This is a genomic window from Ruegeria sp. BHSC026 (genome assembly GCF_059613065.1).
Genome location: NZ_JBXWRV010000012.1, coordinates 68,518 through 94,385 on the forward strand (window position 1 = coordinate 68,518; position 25,868 = coordinate 94,385).

The 25,868-nt window shown below is 62.9% G+C and carries 24 protein-coding genes and 1 tRNA gene; 5 read left to right on the forward strand and 20 right to left on the reverse strand.

The annotated features are described in order from the left end of the window. Positions 1-62 precede the first annotated feature (62 nt). The 4 genes from AC2FME_RS14295 to AC2FME_RS14310 all read right to left on the reverse strand — a co-directional run bounded on the left by AC2FME_RS14295 (position 63) and on the right by AC2FME_RS14310 (position 4,368). Entirely contained in the window at positions 63-2,057 is a 1,995-nt protein-coding gene (locus AC2FME_RS14295; protein ID WP_496800777.1) for a hypothetical protein, read from the reverse strand. Further along, the gene (locus AC2FME_RS14300) at positions 2,054-2,989 is read right to left on the reverse strand and encodes a hypothetical protein (protein WP_496800778.1); all 936 of its coding nucleotides are present in this window, start codon (positions 2,987-2,989) and stop codon (positions 2,054-2,056) included. Before AC2FME_RS14300 ends, AC2FME_RS14295 begins: the two co-directional genes overlap by 4 nt. Before the next feature lie 5 nt (positions 2,990-2,994). Continuing rightward, positions 2,995-3,978 carry a glycosyltransferase family 2 protein gene (locus AC2FME_RS14305; protein WP_496800779.1) on the reverse strand — a complete coding sequence of 328 codons (984 nt, stop codon included), beginning with the start codon at positions 3,976-3,978 and terminating at the stop codon, positions 2,995-2,997. A 313-nt stretch (positions 3,979-4,291) separates the two neighbouring features. Then, positions 4,292-4,368: transfer RNA gene (locus tag AC2FME_RS14310), tRNA-His, on the reverse strand. A 306-nt stretch (positions 4,369-4,674) separates the two neighbouring features. Between AC2FME_RS14310 and AC2FME_RS14315 the strand changes: the two genes are divergently transcribed. Further along, on the forward strand, positions 4,675-4,863 hold the full coding sequence (locus AC2FME_RS14315; protein ID WP_149776801.1) for a DUF6324 family protein: 189 nt from the start codon (positions 4,675-4,677) through the stop codon (positions 4,861-4,863). A 3-nt stretch (positions 4,864-4,866) separates the two neighbouring features. Here the strand turns inward: AC2FME_RS14315 and AC2FME_RS14320 are convergent, their stop codons facing one another. From AC2FME_RS14320 to AC2FME_RS14350, 7 genes are all read right to left on the reverse strand, one after another. Beyond that, positions 4,867-5,298, reverse strand: a complete 432-nt coding sequence (locus AC2FME_RS14320) for an MmcB family DNA repair protein (protein WP_496679595.1) — start codon at positions 5,296-5,298, stop codon at positions 4,867-4,869. A gap of 330 nt (positions 5,299-5,628) precedes the next feature. Beyond that, entirely contained in the window at positions 5,629-7,011 is a 1,383-nt protein-coding gene (locus tag AC2FME_RS14325; protein WP_496800780.1) for a PIG-L family deacetylase, read from the reverse strand. Between the two features lie 84 nt (positions 7,012-7,095). Further along, on the reverse strand, positions 7,096-7,392 hold the full coding sequence (locus tag AC2FME_RS14330; RefSeq protein ID WP_496800781.1) for a hypothetical protein: 297 nt from the start codon (positions 7,390-7,392) through the stop codon (positions 7,096-7,098). A 67-nt stretch (positions 7,393-7,459) separates the two neighbouring features. Further along, complete coding sequence (nusB, locus tag AC2FME_RS14335) at positions 7,460-7,942, reverse strand: transcription antitermination factor NusB (RefSeq protein ID WP_496679589.1); 483 nt, start codon at positions 7,940-7,942, stop codon at positions 7,460-7,462. After that, positions 7,939-8,490 (reverse strand): 6,7-dimethyl-8-ribityllumazine synthase, encoded by a 552-nt coding sequence (locus AC2FME_RS14340; protein WP_496800782.1) that lies wholly within the window; start codon positions 8,488-8,490, stop codon positions 7,939-7,941. The genes nusB and AC2FME_RS14340 overlap by 4 nt, the downstream gene beginning before the upstream one ends. 2 nt (positions 8,491-8,492) lie before the next feature. Next, positions 8,493-9,614, reverse strand: coding sequence for a 3,4-dihydroxy-2-butanone-4-phosphate synthase (ribB, locus tag AC2FME_RS14345; RefSeq protein ID WP_496679587.1), 1,122 nt, complete (start codon positions 9,612-9,614; stop codon positions 8,493-8,495). 110 nt (positions 9,615-9,724) lie between these two features. Next, positions 9,725-10,312, reverse strand: a complete 588-nt coding sequence (locus AC2FME_RS14350; protein WP_496800783.1) for a riboflavin synthase — start codon at positions 10,310-10,312, stop codon at positions 9,725-9,727. 152 nt (positions 10,313-10,464) lie between these two features. Between AC2FME_RS14350 and AC2FME_RS14355 the strand changes: the two genes are divergently transcribed. The 3 genes from AC2FME_RS14355 (at position 10,465) to AC2FME_RS14365 (ending at position 14,992) form a co-directional block, all read left to right on the forward strand. Then, complete coding sequence (locus AC2FME_RS14355) at positions 10,465-11,790, forward strand: capsule polysaccharide biogenesis protein (RefSeq protein ID WP_496800784.1); 1,326 nt, start codon at positions 10,465-10,467, stop codon at positions 11,788-11,790. 64 nt (positions 11,791-11,854) lie between these two features. Then, positions 11,855-12,988 (forward strand): polysaccharide biosynthesis/export family protein, encoded by a 1,134-nt coding sequence (locus AC2FME_RS14360; protein ID WP_496679583.1) that lies wholly within the window; start codon positions 11,855-11,857, stop codon positions 12,986-12,988. A gap of 3 nt (positions 12,989-12,991) precedes the next feature. Then, positions 12,992-14,992 carry a capsule polysaccharide biogenesis protein gene (locus tag AC2FME_RS14365; RefSeq protein ID WP_496800785.1) on the forward strand — a complete coding sequence of 667 codons (2,001 nt, stop codon included), beginning with the start codon at positions 12,992-12,994 and terminating at the stop codon, positions 14,990-14,992. Positions 14,993-14,999: 7 nt separating this feature from the next. Here the strand turns inward: AC2FME_RS14365 and ribD are convergent, their stop codons facing one another. The 4 genes from ribD to AC2FME_RS14385 all read right to left on the reverse strand — a co-directional run bounded on the left by ribD (position 15,000) and on the right by AC2FME_RS14385 (position 17,514). After that, positions 15,000-16,100: a bifunctional diaminohydroxyphosphoribosylaminopyrimidine deaminase/5-amino-6-(5-phosphoribosylamino)uracil reductase RibD gene (gene ribD / locus AC2FME_RS14370; RefSeq protein ID WP_496800786.1), complete on the reverse strand. Its 1,101-nt coding sequence runs from the start codon at positions 16,098-16,100 to the stop codon at positions 15,000-15,002. Then, positions 16,097-16,567, reverse strand: coding sequence for a transcriptional regulator NrdR (nrdR, locus tag AC2FME_RS14375; protein ID WP_490360843.1), 471 nt, complete (start codon positions 16,565-16,567; stop codon positions 16,097-16,099). The genes ribD and nrdR overlap by 4 nt, the downstream gene beginning before the upstream one ends. A 120-nt stretch (positions 16,568-16,687) precedes the next feature. Beyond that, positions 16,688-17,101: a secondary thiamine-phosphate synthase enzyme YjbQ gene (locus AC2FME_RS14380; RefSeq protein WP_496800787.1), complete on the reverse strand. Its 414-nt coding sequence runs from the start codon at positions 17,099-17,101 to the stop codon at positions 16,688-16,690. 11 nt (positions 17,102-17,112) lie between these two features. Next, positions 17,113-17,514 (reverse strand): hypothetical protein, encoded by a 402-nt coding sequence (locus AC2FME_RS14385; protein ID WP_490360845.1) that lies wholly within the window; start codon positions 17,512-17,514, stop codon positions 17,113-17,115. A 636-nt stretch (positions 17,515-18,150) separates the two neighbouring features. Here AC2FME_RS14385 and AC2FME_RS14390 point away from each other — a divergent pair. Then, a complete protein-coding gene (locus AC2FME_RS14390) occupies positions 18,151-19,170 on the forward strand; it encodes an AraC family transcriptional regulator (RefSeq protein WP_496679577.1) in 1,020 nt (339 codons plus the stop codon). A 187-nt stretch (positions 19,171-19,357) separates the two neighbouring features. On the opposite strand, the gene rpoD is transcribed toward AC2FME_RS14390, so the two are convergent. The 5 genes from rpoD to AC2FME_RS14415 form a co-directional block, all read right to left on the reverse strand. After that, positions 19,358-21,346: an RNA polymerase sigma factor RpoD gene (gene rpoD, locus AC2FME_RS14395; RefSeq protein WP_496679575.1), complete on the reverse strand. Its 1,989-nt coding sequence runs from the start codon at positions 21,344-21,346 to the stop codon at positions 19,358-19,360. 114 nt (positions 21,347-21,460) lie between these two features. Then, positions 21,461-23,410 carry a DNA primase gene (gene dnaG / locus AC2FME_RS14400; RefSeq protein ID WP_496800788.1) on the reverse strand — a complete coding sequence of 650 codons (1,950 nt, stop codon included), beginning with the start codon at positions 23,408-23,410 and terminating at the stop codon, positions 21,461-21,463. 80 nt (positions 23,411-23,490) lie between these two features. Further along, the gene (locus AC2FME_RS14405) at positions 23,491-23,787 is read right to left on the reverse strand and encodes a hypothetical protein (RefSeq protein WP_496679573.1); all 297 of its coding nucleotides are present in this window, start codon (positions 23,785-23,787) and stop codon (positions 23,491-23,493) included. Between the two features lie 33 nt (positions 23,788-23,820). Then, positions 23,821-24,366, reverse strand: a complete 546-nt coding sequence (locus AC2FME_RS14410; protein ID WP_496800789.1) for a sarcosine oxidase subunit gamma — start codon at positions 24,364-24,366, stop codon at positions 23,821-23,823. Beyond that, positions 24,359-25,868 (reverse strand): glycine cleavage T C-terminal barrel domain-containing protein (locus AC2FME_RS14415; protein WP_496800790.1); only part of this gene is annotated, 1,510 nt, incomplete at its 5' end. The genes AC2FME_RS14415 and AC2FME_RS14410, both read right to left, overlap by 8 nt.

Genomic DNA, 25,868 nt, shown 5'->3' on the forward strand with positions numbered 1-25,868 from the left:
CCCGGCAGACCAAGGGCAAACTGCCCCGCCCCGCCGCAGCTTCGGGCGTCGATGCGCGCATGTCACCCATCGACCCGCCCCAGTTGGTTGGAAAACCGCGAATAGGTCGGGCAAAGCGCCACGGCCCGTTCCAAGAACTTTTTGGCCTGCGGCTTGTTCCCGCGCCTAAGGTAAATGCGGCCGGCCGCCCCTTGGATGGCAGCGGTGACCTCGTCCAGTTCCGCGGCATTCAGGATCTGCTGCTCGCCCTGCCTTTTGGCCCCGAGGCGGATCAACAACTGGCCCATTGCAAAGACGAGGAAAGCATTGTCGGGGTCGCAGGCCAGCGCATCCGCCATCGACAGCCGCGCCGCCCCGGCATCGCCGGCATCGGCATACAACTCGGCAAGGCGCTTGTGGTACAGCGGGGCGTCTGGACAGGCCGCAACGACCCTGCGCGCAACGTCGATCGCCGCCGACAGTGACACCTCGCCGGTGTGCCGGTGCACCGTCGAAATCAGGCTTTGCACGGCCGGATCGTCACCGGACAGGTCCTCCGATGCCCGAACCGCCGCTTCGAGCGCGGCCAGCCGCGCAGGCGATTTGGGCAACCGTCGCGCACGCTGGTCCAACGAAAGGTCCGCCCAGTCCAGCAGCACCATGTCGAAATTGCAGGGCTGGCGTGCGATGACTTTGTGCTGGACCAGATACAGGTTGTTGAACGGCGCGAAACGGCGCTGCCGCAGCCGGCGCTGCAACGCCCAGTCGACCGGCGGGAACAGGCGGAACGGCAGTTGGTCGCGGTAAAGCATCCGCGAACCCAACACGACCACATCGGGCCGCAAGGGCTTGGCCCAAAACGCTTTTGCGAATTGTCGCCCTGCGGCCCAGCGCTTTTTCTGGGCACCCAAGATAGCGCCGCGCAAGGCACACAGAACGGCTCGGTCCTCGGGCCAGAGGTCGGACTTTTCCAACCCGGTCCGGGCCAGGTGTTCGCTTTCCTTCCACTTGCCCAGATAAAAGGCGTTCAGCGCTTGCAGCAGCGGCAGAAACGCATTGTCCGCTCCGGCATCGAGGATCGGCTGGGCGAGGTCATAGGCCTCTTGGCAGCGGTCCTGCGCGCAGAGGTATTGCGACGCTTTGGCATAGACATGGGCGGCCTCGGACGGGTTGAGAAATGCAGACGGTCCCCGGGCGACCCGCTGTATGACTCGTTCATTGGCGCGGCCGATCTCGTCCTCGGACAGCACGTCGCGGAACACCAGCCGCTGCTGACCGGAAATCCGGGCCGCAGCCATCGAAAAAGCCGAAATGAACGGAGCGATCACCCGCTCGGCCCGCGACATCGTGTAGAGTTCCAGGAAATCCCGCTGGGCCCGGGTCATGCCGGACAGATCGGCGATGTCGGCCATCTGGATCAATTGCGGGTGGCGCTGTTGAAACCGTGCGATCAGTTCGGGCTGGTCGGAAAACATGATGGCCATCTGCCCGCGCGACTTGTCCAGATGCGCGTCATACAGTTCTTCGGGCTCGATCTTGGCGGGCCAGGTCGTATGCTTCCAGGGCAGGCCGTTCAAGATATCGCCGCGCCGGATGTGATAGGCCGACACCCCCTTGCCCGACAACCGGGCGTCGGCCTGGTCCATGACCGCGCGGATCGGCGGCGCAAAGCCGATCCGATGGATGAAATCGCGGTATCGGGGGCGGATTGCTTCGACATCTTCCCAGGGAAAGGCCAAAACCTCGAACCCCTCCTCGACGATCACCGAACGGCCCGCGGCCAGATGTTCGCGCAGCCTGTCGGGGGTCTGATCGCCCCGAAAGCTCCAGACGGGGTCGGCACCCGCGGCCAATTCGTCGTAAGCCTGCCCATCCAAGAAATGGGCCGCCATCCAATCGGTGGCGAACAGCTCTTGTGGGGCGTCCAGTTCCGGCGCGTCGGCCCCCTGCGGAAACCAGTTGACGCGATAGTCCGTGTCGAAATCCTCGGCCAGGCGGATGCAGGTCAGCATCATCAGGAGCCGCGCGCCCAGACGGTCCTTGCGCTGGCCGATGAACACGCCCCGGTCTGGGGTCATGACGCGCCACCCGCAGAAGCCTGGCGCCGCAGGGCGCGGAATCGCTGCCGCGCGGCCCCGACCAGTTTCGGATGCCGGTCCTCACCCACCGCCTCGATCCCGCGCATGTAGATGGGCAGGCGCCGCCGTGCGCGCATCATACGATAAAAGGCCTGCGGTTCCAGCGTGCCGGCCATGGCCTGCTGCATCACCGGCTTCAGCGCGTCGATCTTGCGCAGCATCGGCGCGGCGAAATGGTTCGAGAACCACGTCTTCAGCGGCACCACATTCGCGCCCTGCAATCGGTGGACGTGCCGCCGATCGGGCTCGAAGAACGGGTCATAGAAAACATAGGCCTTTTTGGCCGTCCGGATGCAGTCGGCCGCGTCACCCAGCGGCAGGTCCCAGTCCTGAACCTTGCCAAAGCGATATCGGGTCTCCCACGGCACCAGACGTTCATCCAGCGTGGATTGCGGATTGAAGGCGATCACCACCGCTCCGGGCGCCAGTGCAGAAAAGGTCAGCGCCCCGAACCCACCCATCGAGGCGCCGGCAAACACGACTTGGTCGAAGCGCTCGAAAAACCCTTCGCGCGCCTTGGCCTGGAAATAGTCGATGATCTCGGGGTCGCGGTACCAGGCCTTGGACCGCGCGAACACGCCCATATGCGACCAGCCCTCGTCGCGGAAGAACTTCCAGCCCCAGGGCTCGCGCGCGAAGGACAGATCGTTGGCATTGCCGATATTGTCGAAACTGACGACCAGACGCGCCGCGTCCCGCTGATGGAACAGGATCGAATGGCGTTCGAGCTTGCGGAGGAATCCAGTTCCTTCCCCGCCCGGATAGATCTCGACGAACCAGGGCGGCGCGGGATCTGTCAGAATGCGCTCGTACCCCGTCTTGCGGTCGGGATGCTCGGGCTTAAGCTGATCCTTCGAAAGTTCGTCGGCCATGGGTCTCAAACCAGATTGTCCGCCAGCCATGACCGGAAGTCCACCCAGTCGGGGCGCAGCTTGATCTCGGCGATCTTGGCGCGGTGCCACTCGCACGCCTCGTCATGCAGACGGGCAAGCTCGGAATCCGCCTTCAGCTTGGCCAGAACCGGTGCGGCCCGGCGGGCAATGGGTTGAATCGAGGTATCCCGGACCTTGTTGGCGTTCATATCCAACCAGTAGGCCTGCCCCTGATCTACCTTGACGTGATTGGTGCGGCCACGGTCACGCTTGACCAGAAACCCATCGAGCGAACGCACGGAGTAGTGGTGCAGGCGCCCAAATGCATGGTCGAACCCCCGCCAAGCCCGCCAGCCGACCTTGTCAGCGGGAAACAGGTTTCCACCCGCGTCCGACCAAGCGACTTCGTGCTCGCGCCCCTCTTCGATGCCCTTGGGGCGGTGCGGGCCGAAGCGGCTGAACCGGTCATTGTTGCGAAACAGCGTCTTCAGCCCGTAAGCCCGGCCGGAATGATAGGGAAATTCGCGATCGGCCATGGTGAAGCTTTCGGTCACGGGCTTGTCGTCAAAGCCGATGTTGCCCGAACTGCCGAACAGGCGCCAGGCGAACGAAATCGCGTCGACCGGGCGGCCCGCCTTCTGTTCGACCGCGTCGATCAATGCCGCAAAGCTGTTGTTCCCCACGCGGATATTCCAGAATTCGTCCACATCCAGGCACATCAGCCAATCGGCCTCTTTCACCTTGGGGTGCCGGCGCGCCCGGCGCAGCATCTGGTGTTGCGGATTACCTCCGTCGCGCACAGCATTCGGAACATGGGTCGCCAGCCCCATCTGCTGAAGGCGGCGGGCAATGTCATCGGTTCCGTCCTCGCAGTCATTGGTGAATATCAGGAAATGATCGACCCCCAGCATGCGATGAAAGGCGACCCATTCCAGCATGTAGGGGCCTTCGTTCTTCATCGTCGTGAATACGGTAATGGTCTGAGACATTTACGCCTGTTCCGATCTGCCTTTTGCCCTTTCTTACACAAGCCGTCCCGACGCCGCGAGGCCGGAATAGGCTGGTACATGCATTGCACACCCGAGTGGTGCGCGACTGCACCCAAGCGGGCAACTGCGCCGCGCTGCCGGACGCGACCGAAACTGTCCGATACCCGCCCCTGGGGCAACGTGAACCGTCTCAGCGATGCACACACCCGGAAGGATCGAATAAATCTACGAATGTCACGCTAATCCTAGGGGAGCGGCACAACGCAGACCGGACCCCGGATGGGCGACTTGTCACCGAAAGTTTGAGGAGAGATGGTACCGCCTCCCTGGCTTGAACAGGGGACCTCTGGATCCACAATCCAGCGCTCTAACCAACTGAGCTAAGGCGGCACGTGAGGGGCGATTTAACGAAGCCGCCGGGGGATTGCAAGTGCCTTGTAGGCGAATTTTCTGGCATTGTCCGACACAGCGGATCGCGAAAAGAAAATCGCGGGCGCCACGAGTTTCGGCAGCCCAAAGCGCCGCCCGCCTCTGCCGGCCCCGGGGGGACACTCGGGCCGCGCTGCCTCCGCCGACCAAACTCCGACCACCCCGAAAACACATCGTTCCGCCCGCCCGCGCCGTGACACACCCAGACTGCGCTTGATTCAATCCCGGTTGCGCGCTAGCAGAAACGCTCAGTCTCCGGAGGCGAAAATGGGCATCAATACCGAACGCGACATCGAAGCGAACCTGCAGATCGGCCCCACCGATCAAGGCATGGTGCGCCTGTTCGTCGAAGCCGACAACCTCGAAATCCCGATGGATTTCGACCCGGAAGAGGCCGAGGAAATCGCCGACGAGATCCGCGCCGCCGCCCAGGCTGCCCGCGCGGTCAAACGCTGACCTTCAGGGCCGCGGATCGCGCAGCATGTGCAGACGCCGCGCGGCGTCCATCGCAAATTTCTGGATCAGCTTCTTGCGCCGGGCTGCCGCCAGCTTGGCCTCGGGCGGCATCCGTATGATTTCGGCGTCATAGGCGTCGGCGATGATCAGACCGGTTTCCGTCGGCAAGAGGTCGGTTGGAAAATCAGTATCCACGGCCCAGAAGAACCGGTCGCACCAGTCCAGGTATCCGCCCCATTTGGAATCGGACTGGTAATCGACCCGGCTGGATTTGCACTCGACCACCCACAGCTCACCCTTGGGACCCAGACCCATCACATCCACCCGCAACCCGCGCGCGGGTACGAATTCCTCAATAGAAACAAAGCCGTGGCTGGCCAGATGTCGGGCAACCCCGCGGGCCAGCCTTTGACCGGGCTGCAGATCCAACGTCATGCGCAGAATGTGAACAATTCAAGAACAAAAATCAAGGACCTTCGCCATGAGGATCGGACCGGAACGAGCCACCGCCGTGCCGGCCCGTTCGGGCGACCCCGCATGCCTTCTTTTGCAACTGGCCCCCTTGCGCAGCCCGGCGCGGCACCCTAGTTAGGCCATTGGCGGGTTCTGCCCTTCTCGTGACCGGTAGCATTCCGGTGGCCTTAAGCAATTCCGAGGGAGCTGGCTCTGTTCAGGTCCTGGCCTGATTACCTGGCGCCCACCTGTACATACAGGTCCTCGGGAATCAAAACCGCACGGTTGCCTGGTGGTCCCGCCGCCTTCCGATCAGGTGAATTCCTGCGGATTGACCCGTACGAATGTTTCGTCATCCAGAGCAAAATCATAGAGTTTGCGCCCGTTCCATTGCGGCATATAGCAGTCAAACATCCTATTTTTCTGATCCGGCAGGCTTGGCACGGTCAAATCTGCCGCTGGCAGGTTCAATCCAAACGTCAACAACTGAGCGTCCGTGTAACGTGCAGATGCCTGCTTCACCGCATGATGTAACAGCACGTGTTCGATATGCCCGTATTCGCCGACTCGGTTGTGAGTGATGACAGTTGTCGGCGCGAACTGCTTCATCAACGCATAGGCAGATCCAGATAACAGCCCAAACAACGGATGGCGGCGCAATGGCCGGACTATTTCAGGTTCTGGCATGCTATCGCTGGTTGGCATGCGAATAAAACGACGCAGCCTCGGGTAATCACTTTCGACCGCAAAGGGCAGTTGCACCCGGGTGGCACCAATCATGTCGCACGCCTGTTGCATCGCTGCCTCGCGCGTATCGGTGTCTCGACGGCTGGACGCAGGCCGGAAGAAGCTTGCAACGACAACTTCGGCACGCCCCTTGAGATGCGCCAGAAGTGAGCCGGCAAACAGTGTTTCATCATCCTGATGGCATACGCACACAAGAATGCGCTGATGGGCAAGCCCGTCTAGGCTGAGTCCGTTGCGCACAACGCCCGGACCGGTCTCCAATAGGCCGAAATTCGCGCTATGCAGCGTTTCCGGCCCAATCAGGCTGACCGGCCGCGCTCGCCCTTGCTCGACCAAACGAGCCGAGCTTGCTTGCACATGGCCGTTTCGGTTGTCGCCCTGAATCAAGTAGCATCTGTCAGCCAAGCCAGGCCAGACTGCATCCAACTCGGCCACCCGGTTGTTCTTTTGCGCATCCAGATGCAAAAGGTCGATCGGGCCGAACGGCCGATCCTGAACAGCCTGCTCCAGCCCTTCGATCGCCGGCCTGAGGTAGAACTTCACGCGTTCAGGGAAGCGGTTTTCGAACCATCGGAACGCGATCGGCACGTAGATGTCGACCGCCGGCCATGAATCACGCAAACGCTGGCCAAGGTCGATTCCGATATATTTCAAACCGGGGTTCGAGTGCAGCGCCAACAAAGCCGCGTGGCCACCCGCCACTCCGACCTCGGCAAAACAATTGCTTTCCTGTGCCAGCCGATGAAGAGCACGCCGTTTCGGCTCCATCGATGGCGCGAGATCGGATGTGTGAAAGTCTTCCCGCATGTGTGCATAGCACACGTTTCCATTGATCGCGACTGGCTCGCCTGCTTGTTTCAGCCCGTCGGCAATCGCCTGATTCAAACTTGACAGATCATCCAGAAACGCCCGCGAATTGATGGCGTCTTCACAACTTGGCTTGGTCACGGAAACGGTCTTTCATGGACAACTCGATACGCTTGCGCATCCAATGTCAGGGGAAGACCAATTGCAAGCGCCAGGAACCACCTATCACGACCGGCGCGCTTCAACGCGCACGGGTTCCAGCTTGACTGCAACCGGGGTTCCTCCGCGCGGGCCTTTGGGCTTTTCGGCCATGCTCATGATCGCATAGGCGAATTGGACGCCCGCAAAGACGATCCCGTTCATGAACCAGATCATGATCAGCGCGATAAAGCCAATGTCGGACCCGGTGATGAGGTGGCGTAGGTTGGCCATGTTCAACAGCAGCAGCACGGCGACGAACACAGCCGAGATCACAAAGCCCAGTGCGACCTGGGTGATGTAAAGACGGATCAGTTTCGGCATGACGCACCTCCCTCACACGATACGAGTCTAGCGCAATTTCATGCCGGGTAAAATCGCCCGTGGCGCGTCAGAACGCCTCGGGCTTGGCTTCGCGGGCCATGTGGTCCAGAACCGCGTTGACGAATTTCGGCTCTTTGCCTTCGGGGAAAAAGGCGCGCGCCACGTCAACGAATTCGTTGATGACCACCTTGGGCGGCGTGTCGCTCTGGCTCAGCTCGGCGCCGGCCGCGCGGAACAGCGCCCGCAAGGTCGGGTCGATGCGCGAAATCGGCCATTTGGCCACCAGCGCCCGGTCGGTCATCTGGTCGATCGGCGCCTGATAGTTCACCGCGTCATCCACCAGTTTGCGAAACAGCGCGCTGTCGCCTTCCAGCATCTCGTCGCCCTCGTAGACCGCGCCGAACCGGTGATCCAGAAACTCGTTGACCACCTGTTCGGTCGTCTGGCCCGACTGCTCCATCTGGAACAGCGCCTGCACGGCGTACAACCGCGCGGCGGATTTCATTAGGCGTTTCCGGTTTGCCGGTTTCGGCGTGTCTGTCTGGGTCATGCTGTCGTTGATCCGTTGCTGTCGCCCGCCACAAGGATGGACTCGGACGGCGGCTTGAATCCGACGCCCTTTTTCGAAGCGCCCCACTTACGTCTGAGTGCGATCAGATGCAAGGCCGCAGCCGCCGCGCCGCCGCCTTTGTTCATCTTTTCCGGATTGGCGCGCACTTCGGCCTGCGCGTCATTCTCAACCGTCAGGATGCCGTTGCCGATGCACAGCCCCTGCAGGCCCAGCAGCTGGATCGCGCGGCTGGAATCGTTGCAGACGGTTTCGTAATGCGTGGTCTCGCCCCGGATCACGCAGCCCAGCGCCACATAGCCATCGAAGTTGCACTGGCGGTCGGCCATGGCAATCGCGGTCGGGATCTCGAGCGCGCCGGGCACCTCGACCACCTCGTAGCTACCGCCTGCGGCCTCGATCTCGGCCTTGGCGCCGCGAACCAGGTCGTCGGCGATGGCGCGATAGAACGGGGCCACAACGATCAGCAGCTTGACCGGGTCATCGAATTTCGGGGTCGGCAGAACGCCGTGTTTATCTTGCTCAGCCATGCTCAGTCACCCTTGAGAATCGAGCGGGTCCCGACGATGGACAGGCCAAAGGCGTCCAGACCCAGGTATTTCGTCTGCGGCGAGTCGGTCAGCAGCACCAGTTCCTTGATGCCCATCTTTGACAGGATCTGCGCGCCCAGACCGGTTTGCTTGATGGTGCGCGGGCCTTCGTCCTCGGCCGCGTACAGCGAGTGGCGCGGGTTGCGGAACAGGCAGACCACGCCGCGCCCCTCGGCGGCGATCTTTTCCATCGCGCGCGGCAGTTCCTGCGGCGATTTTGGGCCCAATCCCAAAATGTCCGAGGCCTCGTGCAGCGCATGGGTGCGGGTCAGGACGGGCTCGGGCGTGCTGATGTCGCCCTTGATCATCACCACATGTTCGATCCCGTGGGTCTGATCGGTGAAGATCCGCATCTCCCACTCGCCGCCATATTCCGACGTGACCATCCTGCGCGCGGTCTCGACCACCAGATTGTCGTGGCGCGCACGGTACGAGATCAGGTCGCTGATGGTGCCGATCTTCAGCCCGTGTTCCCTGGCGAATTCGACCAGATCGGGCAGCCGGGCCATGGTGCCGTCAGGCTTCATGATCTCGCAGATTACGCCCGAGGGGTTCAATCCGGCCAGGCGCGAAATGTCCACGGCGGCCTCGGTGTGGCCGGCGCGTACAAGCACCCCGCCCCGCTTGGCGCGCAGCGGAAAGACATGGCCGGGCGTAGCCAGATGCGCCATGGTGTTCTGTTCGTTGATCGCGGTGGCAATGGTCAGTGCCCGATCGGCAGCCGAGATCCCGGTGCTGACGCCTTCGCGCGCCTCGATCGAAACGGTAAAGGCCGTCTCGTGCCGCGACGAGTTGTTCACGGCCATCATCGGAAGGCCCAGACGGTCTATCCGTTCAGCCGTCATCGGCAGGCAGATCAGCCCGCGGCCATGCGTGGCCATGAAATTGATCGCCTCGGCATCGGCGAATTCCGCCGGGATCACCAGGTCTCCCTCGTTTTCGCGGTCCTCGTGATCGACCAATATGTACATCCGGCCCTGGCGCGCCTCTTCGATGATCTCTTCAATCGGGCTGATCGCGTCGCGCAGCTGGGCCTCGACCGGTCCGGGTGTTTCAAAGCTCATGGGGCAGCCTTTCACAGAGCAGGTGTTGCAACGCGGGATAGACCAGCACGCGCGCAAAGGCCAGTCCGCAAACGAATCCGCGCGGGGCTAACGCGGCGTTTAGTCCGGCGTCAGGTCATTTCCGACAGCCGCGCGACGTAACGGGCCAGCGTGTCGATCTCGAGATTCACCCGGTCGCCTAACTTGACGTCGCCCCAGGTGGTGACCTCCTTGGTGTGCGGGATGAAGTTGATGCCGAAATCGCACCCGTCCACGTCGTTCACGGTCAGCGAGGTGCCGTTCAGCGCGACCGAGCCCTTGGGCGCGATGAACCGTGCCAGATCTTGCGGCGCGCGCAGGGTCACCCGGGTGCTGTCACCCTCGTCCGTCACGGCGATCACCACGGCGACGCCGTCCACATGGCCTGAGACGATGTGCCCGCCCAGTTCGTCGCCCACCTTGAGGGCGCGTTCCAGGTTGACGCGTTTGCCCACCTGCCACCCGTCGAGGTTAGTCTTGGAAACCGTCTCGGCGCTGATCTGCACATCGTACCAGTCGTCGCCCAGCGCAATCACGGTCAGGCAGACCCCGTCACTGGCGATCGAGGCGCCGATATCAATCCCCGCGGTATCGTAGCCCGTCTTGATCCGCGCCCGCAGATCGCCCTGCTGCTCCAGTTCGATGATGGTGCCGATGTCGGTGACGATCCCAGTAAACATTCCGTTAACCCTCTGCGCGCAAACTATCCGAAGTCATCTGGCCCGAGGTAAGCCCAACCGGCCGCCGGGGCAAGCCCCGGCTTGCGCGTCCAGGGGCGGACGGGCATAGTTTCGGCGCAATTCTCAAACGCATGCAGGTGTGCGCAAACGGCATGAACGCTCCGATTTCAACGCAAGACGGTCGCGTGTTCCTTTTTTTGCAGGGGCCGCATGGGCCGTTCTTTCACGGGTTGGGGCGCATGCTGCGGGCGGCCGGCGCCGCGGTCTTGCGGGTGGGGTTCAATGCGGGCGACCGCGCCTTCTGGTTCGACAAGCGCAGCTATGTGCCGTATCGCGGAACGCTGGACGCGTGGCCGCAGGCCTTTGCCGACCTGCTCGAGACCCGGCGGGTAACCGATGTCGTTCTGTATGGCGACGTTCGCCCGGTGCATGCCGTGGCGATCCGGATCGCCCGGGCGCGCGGCCTGAGGATCCATGTTTTCGAAGAAGGCTATCTGCGCCCATGGTGGGTGACCTATGAGCGGAACGGATCGAACGCACATTCCCGGCTGATGGACCTAGACATCGCAACAATGCAGCGAGCCGTGGAACTGACCGAGGGAACGACTCCGCCGCCACCCGCGCATTGGGGCGACATGCGACAACACGTTTTCTACGGCGCGCTGTACCATTGGTTCGTATTGTTCCTGAATCACGGCTACCGGAACTTCAGACCGCACCGCGATTTGCATGTTTCCCAGGAATTCGGGCTGTATTTCAAACGTCTGATGCGGATGCCCTTGCATCGAATCCGGCGCAGCCTGGCGACCGCCCGCATCCGCCGGGGCGGGTATCCTTATCATCTGGTGCTGTTGCAACTGGCGCATGACAGTTCGGTCCGGGCCCATTCCGAATTCTCGTCGATGTGCGCTTTCCTGCTGCCGGTCATGGAGGGATTCGCCAAGGGCGCCCCGCCACATCACCACCTGGTCATCAAGGAACACCCGCTCGAAAACTGCCGCGAGCCTCTGGCGCGCTTCATCCGCCAGACGGCCCGCCGGCTGGGCATCGCCGACCGTGTCCACCATGTGCCCGGCGGTAAACTGGCGCGTCTTCTGGATCACGCCAAGTCGGCGGTCACCATCAATTCGACGGCAGGTCAGCAGGCGTTGTGGCGCGGCGTCCCGCTGCGCGTGTTCGGCCGGTCGGTCTATGACAAGCCCGAGCTGGTGTCCGACCAGCCGATCGAGGTGTTTTTCGCCGACCCAAGGGGGCCGAACACCGACGCCTATCGCACGTACCGCCAGTTCCTGCTGGGAACCTGCCAGATCCCCGGCGGGTACTATTCGCGGCGGGGCCGCAAACAACTGCTCCGACAAGTGGTTGACCGGATGCTGCAGGCACACGACCCCTACGCGCGTGCCCTGGCTGGGGGCGCGACCGAAGGGCCACAGTTTCAATCCCGTCCGGCCCGACGGCTGGCAACGTCTGGAATCTGAGCGCCAAACTCAGTAGCGTCGCGACAAACCAAAAAACACAACACTGGCTGTCGAGGTCAACAACGTGCAGTGCTTCCCAACCCGGTGGATTCGAAAAGTCACTCTTTTCGCGACCGTCGCAATTCTGGCGGCATGCCAGCTTCCCAAGTCCGGGCCCAACAAGACCGAAATCCTGGCTGGTGCGGTTCAGAACGGCGGCAATGCATTTGTCGTAGAAGTAGACGATTTTGTTGCTAAAACTACTGCCGCCATTCCTCAGTACGGGTTCCCACAGGCCTTCCGCGGCGCCCAGAACATCACTTCGGACACGATCCGCCCGGGCGACGTTCTGGGGCTGACCATCTGGGAAAACGTCGACGACGGTCTGCTGTCCGGTGAAACCGGCCCCGCGACCAGCCTGGACGAAGTGCAGGTCGACAGCGAAGGGTACATCTTCATCCCCTATGCAGGCCGCCTGCGGGCCTCGGGCAACACACCCGAACAACTGCGCACCACGATCGCCGACAAACTGCGCGAGCAGACCCCCGACCCTCAGGTGCAGATCCGCCGCGTGGCCGGCGATGGTTCGACCGTATCGCTGACCGGGACCATCGGCGCCCCGGGCATCTATACGATCGAGCGTCCCACCCGAACCCTGTCGACGATGTTGGCGCGCGCCGGCGGCGTAGCGGTTGCCCCGGACATCGCGCTGGTCACCGTGATCCGCGGCAACCAGAGAGGGACGATCTGGTACAATGATCTTTTCCAGAACCCCGAAATGGACATCGCCCTGCGCGGCGGCGACAGGATTCTGGTCGAGCAGGACACGAGATCCTACATTGCGCTGGGGGCCACCGGGGGGCAGTCGCGCGTCGCTTTCGACAGTCAGGACCTCTCGGCGCTCGAGGCTCTGGCCCAGGTGGGCGGGTTGCAGTCGCTCTCGTCCGACCCGACCGGCATCTTCGTTCTGCGCAACGAGCGCGAGGACATCGCCCGCAAGATCGTGGGCCGCACGGACCTGAAGGGCGAGCAGCGCATGATCTACCTTTTGAACCTGACGGCGCCCAACGGGCTGTTCGTGGCGCGAGATTTCGTGATCCGCGACGATGACACGATCTATGTCACCGAAGCGCCCTATGCCCAGTGGACCAAGTCGATTTCGTTGATCGCAGGCGGCCTGACGCCGGTTGCGAACGTGGCCACGCTGACCGGCAATTGATCCGTGCAACCGGCGGCCGATACATCTGTTTCCGGCAACCTGGCGCGCCTGCTTGTCTACAATGGCGGGTTTCTGACCCAGCGGCGCATCCGCCGCATTCTGGCCCTGTCAGGCCACAAGGTCGCGCTGGGACTGCCGCGCGCGGGCGACCGGATCGGCGTCTGGGGGCAAAGCCCAACTGCCCATCGCGGGGAACGCGTTGCGGCCCGGTACGACGCCCCGCTGCTGCGCGTCGAAGACGCCTTTCTGCGCTCATTGCACCCCGGCCGCGGAAAAGAGCCGCCGCTTGGCCTGCTGCTCGATGCCTCGGGTGTGCATTTCGACGCCGACCGCCCTTCGGATCTCGAGACCCTGCTGGCCACGCATCCGCTGGACGACACCGCCCTTCTGGACAGGGCGCGCGGCGCGATGCTGCGGATGGCTGAATTGCGGCTGACCAAATATTCCGCATACGACCCCGAGGCAGAACTGCCCGAACCCGGCTATGTGCTGGTGGTCGATCAGACCCAGGGTGACGCCGCCGTCACCGCCAACGGCGGCGACCTGGCCCGCTTTCGCGAGATGCTGGTGATCGCGCAAGAGGAAAACCCCGGCGCCCGTATCATCGTCAAAACTCATCCCGAGACCACGTTGGGATACCGCCCCGGACATTTCGGGCCGCAGGATGAAACCGACCGCATCCGCCTGCTGCGCGACCGGGTCAACATCTGGGACCTGCTGGAAGGCGCGATCGGGGTCTATACGCTGTCGTCGCAACTGGGATTCGAGGCCATTTTGGCCGGACACAAGCCGCGTGTGTTCGGACGGCCATTCTATGCCGGTTGGGGGTTGACCCGCGACGACACCGAAATGCCGCGCCGGCAGCGCAACCTGACCCGCGCGCAGTTATTCGCCGCCGCGATGATCCTCTACCCCAAATGGTATGATCCATTCCGGGACCGGCTGTGCGAAATCGAGACCGTTCTGGACACGCTCGAGGCGCGCATGCGGGCCTGGCACGAAGACCGGCGGGGCTGGACGGCATCGGGGATGCGGCTGTGGAAACGCCGGCATCTACAGCGCGGCTTTGGAAGCTATCGCAAGATGCGTTTCACCGGTGCGCGCCCCGCCAGCCCAACCCGACCGCATATGGTCTGGGCCAAGCATGACCGCGACTCCGAGGGCGTCTTCCGCATCGAAGACGGCTTCTTGCGGTCGCGCGGGTTGGGGGCCCAGTTGGTGCCGCCGCTGTCGCTGGTGGCCGATGATCTGGGCATCTACTACGACCCGACCCGACCCAGCCGGCTCGAGGACTGGGTCGCGCGGCGCGAGACCCTGCGCCCCGATCAGGAACGCCGTGCCCGTCATCTGGTGCAACGCCTGACCCGAGCCGGCCTGAGCAAATACAATATCGGCGGCCCCTGCCCCGATCTGCCGGTCGGGCATCGCATTCTTGTCCCCGGACAGGTCGAGGATGACGCCTCGGTTCTGTTGGGAACCAGCACGGTGCGCACCAACCTGGACCTGCTGCACGCGGCCCGAAAGGCGAACCCGAATGCGGTTGTGATCTACAAACCCCACCCGGATGTCGAAGCCGGGCTGCGCGAAGGCCAGGTCGATGCCGATGGGCTGGCCGACATGGTTCTGACCGGCGTCGACCCAGCCCAGGTTCTGCCGCAGGTGCAGGAGATCTGGACCATGACGTCGGCGCTGGGGTTCGAGGCCCTGTTGCGTGGCGTCAAGGTCACGACGCTGGGGGCACCGTTCTATGCGGGCTGGGGTCTGACCACCGATTTGGGCGCGGTGCCCGCCCGTCGCGGCGCGCGGCCGTCGCTGCTGGGCCTCGTGCATGCGGCTTTGATTGATTACCCGCGGTATTTCGACCCGATCACCGGTGCCCCCTGCCCGGTCGAGGTTGCGGTCGACCGCCTCGCCCAGGGCGAACCCACGCCATCGGGCGCGGGAAACCGGCTGCTGTCCAAGCTTCAGGGCGCGTTGGCCACGCATGCGCATCTGTGGCGCTGAACCGACCCTAACGCGCGGAGCGGCGCCAGACTTGCAAGACATCGCCGCCCACCGGGCGCGCTTCTGCCAGTTCGAACCCGGGTGCCGCGGACAGGTCTTCAAGCCCCAGAGCCCCGATGGCAGGCAGACCTTCGGCGCCAATCGCCAGACCGGCGGTAAAGCCGACCAATTCATCAACAAGGTCGTCGGCCAGAAGCGACGCCGCCAAGGCCGAGCCGCCTTCGCAGAACACCCGTGTCAGACCCTGCCGGCCCAATTGCTGTAGCAGATCCACGGCATCGATGTGGTGCCCCCGGACTGCACAGGGGATCAGCGTGGCCCCCAATCCCCGCCAGGCGCGGGCGCGTTCCGAGTCCGGCGACGGACCATGGCACAGCCAGACGGGTATCTGTGAAGCGGTGCGGGCCAAATGCCCCAGCAGCGGGATATCCAGATGGCGTGACACCACGATGCGCACCGGCTGATGCCCAACCCCCAGGTCGCGCACGGTCAGAGACGGATCATCGGCCCGAGCCGTTCCCGCACCGACCATCACCGCGTCGTGTCGCGCGCGCATGGCGTGCACGGCCCGCCGGGATTCGGGGCCGGTTATCCACTTGCTCTGCCCCGAGGCGGTTGCGATACGACCATCGAAACTGCTGGCCAGTTTCAGCGTGACGAAGGGGCGCCCCTGTTCGGTCTTCATGAAGAACCCGGCGTGATCCAAGGCGGCCTGATCGGCCATGACACCGGTCGTTACCTCGACCCCGGCGGCCCGGAGCATTTCAAAACCCTGCCCGGCAACGCGCGGATCGCTGTCCTCGATCGCTGAAACAACACGCGCAACACCGGCATCAATCAAAGCCTGCGCACACGGAGGCGTTTTGCCATGGTGCGCACAGGGTTCAAGCGAAACGTAGGCCGTACTTCCGCGGGCGCGTTCACCGGCCTGGGCCAGTGCCTCAGCTTCGGCATGCGGACGCCCGCCCGGCTGGGTCCAACCCCGCCCGACGATCCGGCCATCCTTGACGATGACGCAGCCCACAGCCGGGTTGGGCCAGCACATTCCTTGTCCGCGCCGCCCCAGGGACAGGGCCAGCGTCATATATCGCTTGTCAGTGTCGGTCACTCGTCCGTCGATGGCTGCGGCGGGCGCAGTTCGTGGACGAACTCCTCGAAATCATCGGCCGCCTGGAAATTCTTGTACACGCTTGCAAAGCGAACATAGGCGACGGTGTCGATCCGCGCCAGAGCTTCCATGACGATCTCGCCGATCTTGCTGGACGGAATGTCAGTCTCGCCCATGCTTTCCAGCCGGCGCACGATGCCCGAAATCATCTGGTCAATCCGGTCGGGGTCGATCGGGCGTTTCTGCATCGAGATGCGGATCGAACGCTCAAGTTTGTCGCGATCGAAGTCTTCCCGCTTGCCGTTGGATTTAATCACCACCAGATCGCGCAGTTGAACACGCTCGTAAGTGGTGAAACGGCCCCCGCATGCGGGGCAGAACCGGCGCCTGCGGATGGCCACATGATCTTCTGCCGGGCGTGAATCCTTGACCTGAGTATCTATGTTTCCGCAAAACGGGCAGCGCATCCGCCGTCTCCTCGTCCCTTGTTCCGCCTCTTTTTGTCAGCGCTGGGGCCGACTTATCCACAACTATAGGCCAGCCGCTAGGATTTGGGTAGTCGGAAATTTCCACCGCTAGATAATGGGTCAGGCGAAATGCGCGGCCACCTTCCGCAGGTGGGGCGCCGTGCGGTGTTCAAACAGGTAGATCCCCTGCCAAGTCCCCAGCACGGGGTGACCGCCGCGAACGGGAATGGATAGCGATACCGGCATCATCGCGGCCTTGATATGCGCCGGCATGTCATCCGGCCCCTCATAGGTGTGCTTGAGATAGGACATGGACGGGTGGTCGGAAGGTGGCACGAGCCGCGCGAAGAACGCCCCGAGATCCGTCTGGACCTCGGGGTCGGCGTTTTCCTGAATCAGCAACGAACAGGAGGTGTGCCGCACGAAGAGCGTCAGCAGTCCGTCGGCCTCGGTTGCGGACAGCCAGCCCCGGATACGGTCCGTGAACTCGTACAAGCCCTGACCACGGGTCTGAACGGCAAACTCTGCCTGCATCGGCCCGGCACCTACCGTTGAAACGGGCGCACGTTGCACCGGGCATTCGCGCCTTGAACCGACATGCTGTAGCCGGGTTGAAACCCCGAGGTGATGAAACTGTTCTGCTGGGGCACGCCACCGGGCGGCGGATTGAGCGAGAATTGAACCGCGGTTCTGCGACCGGTCGTGACGCTGGGCCCATAGCCGCGCAACACATAGATCGGCTGCTGCCAGCCGGCGCCCAGCTCGCGGCGGGCGAAGTCGGCAGCTGCACACCAATACCCGTCGACATCCTGACGCGAGCGCGGGATGACCTCGAAATCGGTGCTGTTGATGGGTTCGGTGCGATACCCGTTCGGCGCGGCGAAGGACATCGACGGGACGCCGACCGCTCCGACCGCAAGCCACGCGCAAACCACGATCCGCTTCATGTCTGTTCCTTTTCTCCTGTCATGTCGTACTCAGGCTAGCGCTTGGGCTTGTCCCGGCCAGAACCGATCACGATGTTTTCAGCAATCCTCGCAATCCGTGCGCGCCACTGTCAACCAACGGTGATATCAGGCCAGGGCCTCAATCACCGGGGGTTGTCGCGGAACCGCCCCTCCCCGCGCAGGACGACGGCCAAAAGTACCGCTATCACCCCGGGCACCAGAAGCACGCCTCATCGTACCCGGTCGAATTTTTGGGGAAGGAATCCAGCCGACAATCTCGCCTTTTTGCCTTGCCCTTGCGAAAGCCCTTGCGAAAGGGAGTCCCCACGGCCAGTCACCGTATCGCGGTATGTGCCTGGCCCGGCCACAAGATAATGCGTGTGCCGGGGAGCCGCGGACGGTGTGGTGCGTCTCGTCTCCGGGCTCGTCCCACTCCCCAATGGGAACCGACCCGGCACGAACGGGTATCTAAACCTGCGCTTCGCACTCGGCATTGGATCGGGTGCCAGAGTCATTCGAACTCGGGCCAAACAGTGCCTTCTGCACAATGTTAGACCCCAGCACGACCGTCCCGGTTGTTCAAGAACGAGGTTTGCGCGCATACTCCGACGAACTGCGCTGGCTTGGACGGGTCCCATGGATGTCGAAATCACAAGGCTTAAGCTTTTGGCCGCCGAATTGGAACGCGCGGCGGAAAACCCGGAGCTGGTCGCCCGGGTATTTGACCGCGCCGACCTGACCCCGGCCCAACTCTCGGCGGCCGAAGCCCGGATCAGCGCACAAACCGAGGCTAGCTTCATCCGGCACGCCTGCGATGTGCTGGGCGACATCACCTTTGCAGCCAAGGCCGGATTGCGGGTCACTTCGGCGTCCAGCCTCGCGGCCTATATCAGCAAATATTCGCGCGACCTGAAGCAGGTGATGGAAAACACCATTCGTTTTCACCGCTTCATCGACCCGACCCTTGGTTTCAGCATGGACCTGTCCGGCAACGCTGCCACGCTGGGGCTGCATTGGAAAGATGCGCGTTTCGCCCGGTATCACCGCCGGACCGAGTTTCTGATGTTCGCCGCCATCGCCCGAATGCGCACGCTGACGGGAGTGCACCTCAACCCGATCGAGATCCGGTTCCAGCACCAGGTCGGGCGGCATGAGGCACGCTTTTCAAGGCTTGCCGGTTTTCCCGTCCGCTTCGGCATGGAGCAGATGGAGATCCTGCTTCCGCTGACGGCGCTGAACCTGCCCATCCCCACTTACGATCCCCGCCTTCGAGAACATCTTCTGGCCTATGGCGAACGGCTGCTGGCCGAAAACGGACAAGAGCGGCAAACCCTGCGCAGCCGGGTCGAGGGGGTGATCACGCAATCCCTCCCGGGCAGGATCATACGCGCCGAAGACGCCGCTCAAACGCTGGCCATGAGCCCGCGTACCTTTGCCCGTCGTCTTGGAGCCGAAGGCACCAGTTTTCGCCAGATCGTCGATGACCTGCGCTGTGATCTGGCCCAGACCCTGCTGCGAAACGAGATGACCCTGGCCCAGGTCGCCTATGCGCTTGGCTACGCCGATCAGTCGGCGTTTTCGACGGCTTTCAAACGATGGACCGGGCACCCGCCCAGCACCTTGAAGGCCCGGGTGGACCATCCAATCCAACCGTGAAGGGTGGCCGAGGGTCATCGGCGTCACCACCTCGCCCCGGCCCGTCCCATGAGTGGACATTGACCATATGGAGCGCGTGACGGCCAACCGCATGCGCGGTTATGCCAAGTTGATTACATGTTTGGACAGTGTGACCCTGTCTGCCCCGCAACGAAAAAAAGGCGCCTCGATCGAGGCGCCTTTGAGATCACTGATCAAGGAAAGACCGCAACTTGCGGCTGCGGCTGGGGTGTTTCAGCTTGCGCAGCGCCTTGGCTTCGATCTGCCGGATCCGTTCGCGGGTCACGCTGAATTGCTGGCCGACCTCTTCCAGCGTGTGGTCGGTGTTCATGCCGATGCCGAACCGCATCCGCAGAACGCGTTCCTCGCGCGGGGTGAGCGAAGCTAGAACCCGGGTCGTGGTTTCCTTGAGGTTTTCCTGAATGGCGCTGTCCAGCGGCAGCACGGCATTCTTGTCCTCGATGAAATCGCCCAGCTGGCTGTCTTCCTCGTCGCCGATCGGGGTTTCCAGAGAAATCGGCTCCTTGGCGATCTTCATCACCTTGCGAACCTTCTCCAGCGGCATCTGCAGCTTTTCGGCCAGTTCCTCGGGCGTCGGCTCGCGGCCGATCTCGTGCAGCATCTGGCGGCCGGTCCGCACCAGCTTGTTGATCGTCTCGATCATGTGCACCGGGATACGGATGGTGCGCGCCTGATCCGCGATCGAGCGCGTGATCGCCTGACGGATCCACCAGGTCGCGTAGGTCGAGAACTTGTAGCCACGGCGGTATTCGAACTTGTCCACCGCCTTCATCAGGCCGATATTGCCTTCCTGAATGAGATCAAGGAATTGCAGGCCACGGTTCGTGTATTTCTTGGCGATCGAGATCACAAGGCGCAGGTTGGCTTCGACCATTTCCTTCTTGGCCTGACGTGCCTCTTTCTCGCCCTTCTGAACCTGCTGGACGATACGGCGGAACTCGCTGATGTCCAGACCGACATACTGACCGATCTGCGCCATGTCGTTGCGCAGCTCCTCGACCTTGTCCGACGAGCGTTCGATGAACATCTGCCAGCCACGTCCCGGCTTTTGGGCCATGTCGGAAAGCCAGTTGGGATCAAGTTCACGACCACGGTATTCGTCGATGAACTCGCGCCGGTTGATGCGGGCCTGATCGGCCAGCTTGACCATGGCGCTGTCCAGCGACATGATCCGCTTGTTGATACCGTACAACTGGTCGATCAGGGCCTCGATCCGGTTGTTGTGCAGGTGCAGCCCGTTCACCAGTTCGACGATTTCCGAGCGCAACTTCTGATAGGTCGCCTCGTCCTCCGCGCTGAACGAGCCATCTTCGTTCAGCGTGGCCGAGATCCGACTGTCCTGCATCTCGGACAGCATCGCGAAGTCGGTCGAAATACGTTCGAGCGTCGTCAGGACCTGATCCTTGAGCGCGGCCTCCATCGCCGCCAGCGACATGTTCGCCTGATCTTCCTCGTCGTCGTCATCGTCCGAAGCGATCGGGTTTCCGTCGGCATCCAGTTCGGGGCCGGTGTCCTTAGCGGGTTTCGACGCCTGAACCTTCGACGTATCGACGACGGGCTCCTCAACGTCTCCGTCCTCGTCCAATTGGTTGCCGAAGGTGGCCTCCAAGTCGATCACGTCGCGCAGCAGGATGTCCTCTGACAGCAGTTCGTCATGCCAGATCGAGATCGCCTGGAAGGTCAGCGGGCTTTCGCAAAGCCCGGCGATCATGGTATTGCGTCCGGCCTCGATCCGCTTGGCGATGGCAATCTCGCCCTCGCGGCTCAGCAACTCGACGCTGCCCATCTCGCGCAGATACATGCGCACCGGGTCGTCGGTGCGGTCCAGCTTTTCGGTCTGCGACCCCGCCAGCGCAACCTCGCGGTTGCTGTCAGTCGTGACCAGATCGGTCGAGCCCTTCTGCTCTTCCTCCTCGGCCTCTTCGTCTTCAATGATGTTGATGCCCATCTCGGACAGCATCGACATCACGTCCTCGATCTGTTCCGAACTGACCTGATCCGGCGGCAGGACCTGGTTGAGCTGGTCGTAGGTGATATAGCCTTTCTCGCGGGCCTCGGCGATCATCTTCTTGACCTGGGCCTGGCTCATGTCCAGCGAGATTTCCTGTTCCTGGTCGTCGGACTTCCGTTCCTCGTTGGTATCCTTGGCGGCCATTCAGTGCTCCTGCAGGGATGGGTGATTCGATGGAACCGAATCATTAGCGCGTAGAAGTGATTCGGCCACCCGTTTACCCGTTTTTCTTTTCCAGTGCTTTATGAAAACACCACCTCAGCGGCGTTTCCGCTCGAACTTGATGCCCGACATGATCGCCTGAAACGCGTCCTTCTCATCGCGATTGATTCGCGCCCCGTTCTCAGCAATGTCGAATACGGTCCTGTCCTCGTTCTGGCTGCGACTTGCGCGGTTTCGCTCTTCGGCGGCTTGCGCCAACCGGAACGTCAATGCCTCGTCCGTTACGTCAGACAGTTCCTCCTCGGCCTCGGCAATCTCGGCATCCAGCCCCCGGAGCGCTTTGATTTTTGCGAGTTCCTCGGCCAGTGTCATCTGTGCCTTTTCGACGTCGCCCGGTTTGTGCACACAGGGGATCACTGCGACATGGCGAAGGCCCAGCAGGTTTTCAAGAGGGCCGGCCCCCAAAGTTTCGACAATGTGGTCCTTTAGGTTGTCCGGGTCGTCAATCGCGTGGCGCAGAACGGCATCGCGCAGAGCGGCCAGTTCGGGGTCGAGGCACTCCATCTCCTCCAGCTGGGTCTCGAACTGGATCACGACCTGAGGGTTCAGGATCGCAATCGCCAGGATCGCCGCTTCACGCAGGCGGATTTCAGCGTTTTCCGTGGACGCCAGAAACGACGATCGCGCGCTTGGCGTCGGCGCCCGCCGCACGGGCTGCCATTTCCCGCGCGGCTGCCAAGTGCGGGGGCCGGACTGCCGCTGCGGGCGGAAAAGCTGCCAGCGCAGGTCCTTGATCTCCTGCCCGTAATGGGCGCGGATCGATGGGTCGCGGATCAGCTGGATCTTTTCGCGCAGCGCCTTGTCCAGGGCCGCCTTGCGCTCGGGGCTGTCGAACACCTTGCCCTCGGTTTCGCGCCGCCACAGAAGCCTGACCATCGGTATGGCCGCGTCCAGCACCGCCTGAACCGCCGCCGGGCCTTCGGCGCGCAGCAGATCGTCGGGGTCCTTGCCCTCGGGCATCAGGGCGAACCGCAGAGACTTGCCGGCCACCAACAATGGCAGCGCCAGGTCGATGGCCCGCATCGCCGCGCGCAGACCGGCCGTGTCGCCATCCAGCGCGATGATCGGCTCGTCGGCGATACGCCACAGCATGTGCAACTGATGTTCTGTTATCGCGGTGCCCAGCGGCGCGACGGCGGCGCCGAAACCTGCCTCGGACAGGGCGATCACATCCATATAGCCCTCAGCCACGATCAGCGGTTGCCCCTTGCCCGCAGCCTGACGGGCCGGTCCGTGGTTGTAGAGGCTTCGCCCCTTGTCGAACAGCGCGGTTTCGGGCGAATTCAGATATTTGGCGTTATCATTGGGATCCATCGCCCGCCCACCGAACGCGATGCAACGGCCGCGCGGGTCGCGGATCGGGAACATGATGCGGTTGCGGAACGTGTCATAGGGCTTTTTGCCCTTGGTCGACGGTTTAGCCAGACCGGCGCCCAAGATCAGGTCCTCAGCCACGTTTTTGCCGCGCAGGTGGACCCACAACGCCTGCCAGCCGTCGGGCGCAAACCCAATTTCCCAGCGGTCCAACGCCTGAGTGTCCAAACCGCGGCGGTCTAGATAGGCGCGCGCCTCGGCCCCTGCCCCGGTCTTGAGTTGCAGGCGGAAGAACTGCACCGCCTGCTCCATGACATCGGCCAACTGCGCCCGATGGTCCTGCTTTTCCTGCGCTTTGGGGTCGCGCGCGGGCATCGGCAATCCGGCCTCTCGGGCCAGAATTTCGACAGCTTCCATGAACGAGACATTCTCGGTGTCTTTCACGAAGCTGATCGCGTCGCCCTTGGCGTGACACCCGAAGCAGTAATAGAACCCTTTCTGGTCATCCACATGGAACGAGGCCGTCTTTTCGTGATGGAACGGGCATGGCGCCCACATGTCGCCCTTGCCCGGATTGGACTTGCGATTGTCCCACATAACCTTGCGCCCAACGACCTGAGACAGGCTCAGACGGGTGCGCAGCTCATCCAGAAATCCAGGGGGCAATGACATGTGTCATACATGGCAGAAACGGGACCGCCAGCCAAGGGCGCGGCAGGCCTTTGTCCACAGCCAATTGGCAGCCCTGTGGATTATTGCTGCAGGCACAGCTCCATCCAGGCGGCGCCGAGGTCTTTTTTGCGGATATCGCGCATCTTCTGCTCATAAACCCACGGGGTGATCAACGGGATCGCGGCGTTGTAATTCTCGGGCCATGTTGGGCCGGCCTCGGCCACCGCCTGCGGGACGTCCCGTTCCTTCACGCGATCCAGCCGCGCCTTCTGGATCGCGGTCACGACCTCGGCCTGGTATTTGCAGCTTTGTTCCTTGGTTTCAGCGGCAGCCAGCGGCGTGGCCAGCAGGGCGGCGGCAAGTGCGATGCGCAGCATTGGGTCCTCTTGGAATCGTTACCTGTGTTCAGTCTAGCGGCGCGCGGCGACGCCTACCATGGCCCTTTTCAGATCATGCACCAATGATGCGGCCATCGACCGGAACACCATGATCTGAAAGGCTTTCTCACCGATCCGGGTAATCGAGGCGTTCATGTGAAACAGCAGCGTCCGCGCCGTATGCCCGCGTTTGAAGTGCTGCGGGCGCAGATCGACGGGCACCAAACGGGCCAAAACATCCTCGGCACCGTCGCCCTCAAGCCGCACCACGGCCCAGGCATCGGACTGGTCGACGACCGCGGCGTGGGCGGACAGCGAAGGGTCCGGTGCGGGGCCGATCAGCATGGCCTGACCCGGGCCGAACCAGATGGCCCGCGCGCCTTCTTTCCCAGTGGCGCGGTTCGGGGCCGGCAGGGCCATGCCATGCGCCGCCTTCATCGCGTCGAACAGTGCTTTGGTCTGCCCTTGAAAGGCCGAAACCGCATGTATCGCGCTCGGGTCGACCTCGGTGACCAAGACCGTTCCAATGGTCAGCGGCAGCAGCCCGTCACACGGGGTCTGAGCAATCAGCTTATCCACGCACACGCTCTCCCTCTGGATCAAAGAACACCGGGTCCGTCACCTCACACAGCGTGGTCACGCCGCGCAGGTGATCGACCATCTTGACGATCTCGCCATGACGGTCGGGGCCATCGGCCAGAAACGCCAGCCCCAGCATGCTGCCCAGCGTTGGCGAATAGCAGACCGAGGTCACATAGCCCTGATCGTTGGTGCGTACCGGCGCGTCCTCTTCGTTGTACAGATGCGCACCTGCCAGCAACTGGCGGCTCTCCCCGATGGGTTTGAGCCCGACCAACCGCTCGCGCCCCGGCGCCTCAAGCCCTGGGCGTTCGGACATAGTCTTGCCGATGCAGTCCTTTTTCCGCGACACCATCCGGCCCATCCCGATGTCATAGGCCGTTGTTCGCCCGTGGACTTCGGCATGGGTGATGAACCCCTTCTCGATCCGCAGGACGTTAAGCGCCTCCATCCCATACAGGCCGCCACCCAGCGCCTCGGCCCGTTGGGTCAGAATGTCGAACAGGCTGGCTCCATACCGCGCAGGCACGGCAATCTCATAGGCGTGTTCGCCCGAGAACGAGATCCTGAACAGACGCCCCGGCACCCCCAGAACCGAAACCGGACCGCAGGCCATGAACGGCCATTCAGCATCATCCAGTGGGGTGTCCAGCATGCCGTTCAGCACCTCGCGCGATTTGGGGCCGGCCACGGCGAATTGCGCCCATTGTTCCGTCACTGAAACCAGCGACACGTCCCAATCGGGCCGCAGACCCTGACGCACGAATTCCAGATGTTTCATCACGTCACCGGCGGCGGCGGTCGTGGTGGTCATCAGGAAATGACTATCACCCAACCGCGCGGTGGTGCCGTCATCCATGACGAACCCATCCTCACGCAGCATCAGCCCATAGCGCACGCGCCCGACCTTCAGCGTCGAAAACGTGTTGGTATAGACGAAATCCAGAAACTGCGCGGCGTCGCGCCCCTGAATGTCGATCTTGCCCAGGGTCGACACATCGCACACGCCGACCGCCGTGCGCACCATCTGCACCTCGCGGTCGCAGGACTGGCGCCACGTGGTCTCGCCCGGCTGCGGAAAATAACTAGGCCTGTACCATAGCCCGGCCTCGACCATCGGTGCCCCGCGCGCCACCGACGCCTTGTGCGAGGTGGTGAACCGCTGCGGTTTGAAACCCGCCCCCTCGGACCCCGCGCCCAGCGCAGCGATGGCAATCGGCGTGTAAGGCGGGCGAAAGGTGGTGGTTCCGGTTTCGGCAATCCCGCGCCCGGTGGCATCCGCCAGCACGGCCAGCGCCGCGACATTCGAGTTCTTGCCCTGATCGGTGGCCATGCCCTGCGTAGTATAGCGCTTCATGTGCTCGACCGAGCGGAAGTTCTCGGTCGCGGCCTGTTTGACATCCTTGACGGTCACGTCGTTCTGGAAATCCAGCCACGCGCGCCCCTTGCCCGGTACCGCCCACAGCTGCGCGATTTCATAGGGCTGGTCCTCGGCCTGCGGC

Coding starts and splice junctions, on each gene's coding strand:
- AC2FME_RS14295 (WP_496800777.1), bottom strand. CDS start 2,057: ATGACCCCAGACCGGGGCGTGTTCATCGGCCAGCGCAAGGACCGTCTG.
- AC2FME_RS14300 (WP_496800778.1), bottom strand. CDS start 2,989: ATGGCCGACGAACTTTCGAAGGATCAGCTTAAGCCCGAGCATCCCGAC.
- AC2FME_RS14305 (WP_496800779.1), bottom strand. CDS start 3,978: ATGTCTCAGACCATTACCGTATTCACGACGATGAAGAACGAAGGCCCC.
- AC2FME_RS14315 (WP_149776801.1), top strand. CDS start 4,675: ATGGGCATCAATACCGAACGCGACATCGAAGCGAACCTGCAGATCGGC.
- AC2FME_RS14320 (WP_496679595.1), bottom strand. CDS start 5,298: ATGACGTTGGATCTGCAGCCCGGTCAAAGGCTGGCCCGCGGGGTTGCC.
- AC2FME_RS14330 (WP_496800781.1), bottom strand. CDS start 7,392: ATGCCGAAACTGATCCGTCTTTACATCACCCAGGTCGCACTGGGCTTT.
- nusB (WP_496679589.1), bottom strand. CDS start 7,942: ATGACCCAGACAGACACGCCGAAACCGGCAAACCGGAAACGCCTAATG.
- AC2FME_RS14340 (WP_496800782.1), bottom strand. CDS start 8,490: ATGGCTGAGCAAGATAAACACGGCGTTCTGCCGACCCCGAAATTCGAT.
- ribB (WP_496679587.1), bottom strand. CDS start 9,614: ATGAGCTTTGAAACACCCGGACCGGTCGAGGCCCAGCTGCGCGACGCG.
- AC2FME_RS14350 (WP_496800783.1), bottom strand. CDS start 10,312: ATGTTTACTGGGATCGTCACCGACATCGGCACCATCATCGAACTGGAG.
- AC2FME_RS14355 (WP_496800784.1), top strand. CDS start 10,465: ATGAACGCTCCGATTTCAACGCAAGACGGTCGCGTGTTCCTTTTTTTG.
- nrdR (WP_490360843.1), bottom strand. CDS start 16,567: ATGCGCTGCCCGTTTTGCGGAAACATAGATACTCAGGTCAAGGATTCA.
- AC2FME_RS14380 (WP_496800787.1), bottom strand. CDS start 17,101: ATGCAGGCAGAGTTTGCCGTTCAGACCCGTGGTCAGGGCTTGTACGAG.
- AC2FME_RS14385 (WP_490360845.1), bottom strand. CDS start 17,514: ATGAAGCGGATCGTGGTTTGCGCGTGGCTTGCGGTCGGAGCGGTCGGC.
- AC2FME_RS14390 (WP_496679577.1), top strand. CDS start 18,151: ATGGATGTCGAAATCACAAGGCTTAAGCTTTTGGCCGCCGAATTGGAA.
- rpoD (WP_496679575.1), bottom strand. CDS start 21,346: ATGGCCGCCAAGGATACCAACGAGGAACGGAAGTCCGACGACCAGGAA.
- dnaG (WP_496800788.1), bottom strand. CDS start 23,410: ATGTCATTGCCCCCTGGATTTCTGGATGAGCTGCGCACCCGTCTGAGC.
- AC2FME_RS14405 (WP_496679573.1), bottom strand. CDS start 23,787: ATGCTGCGCATCGCACTTGCCGCCGCCCTGCTGGCCACGCCGCTGGCT.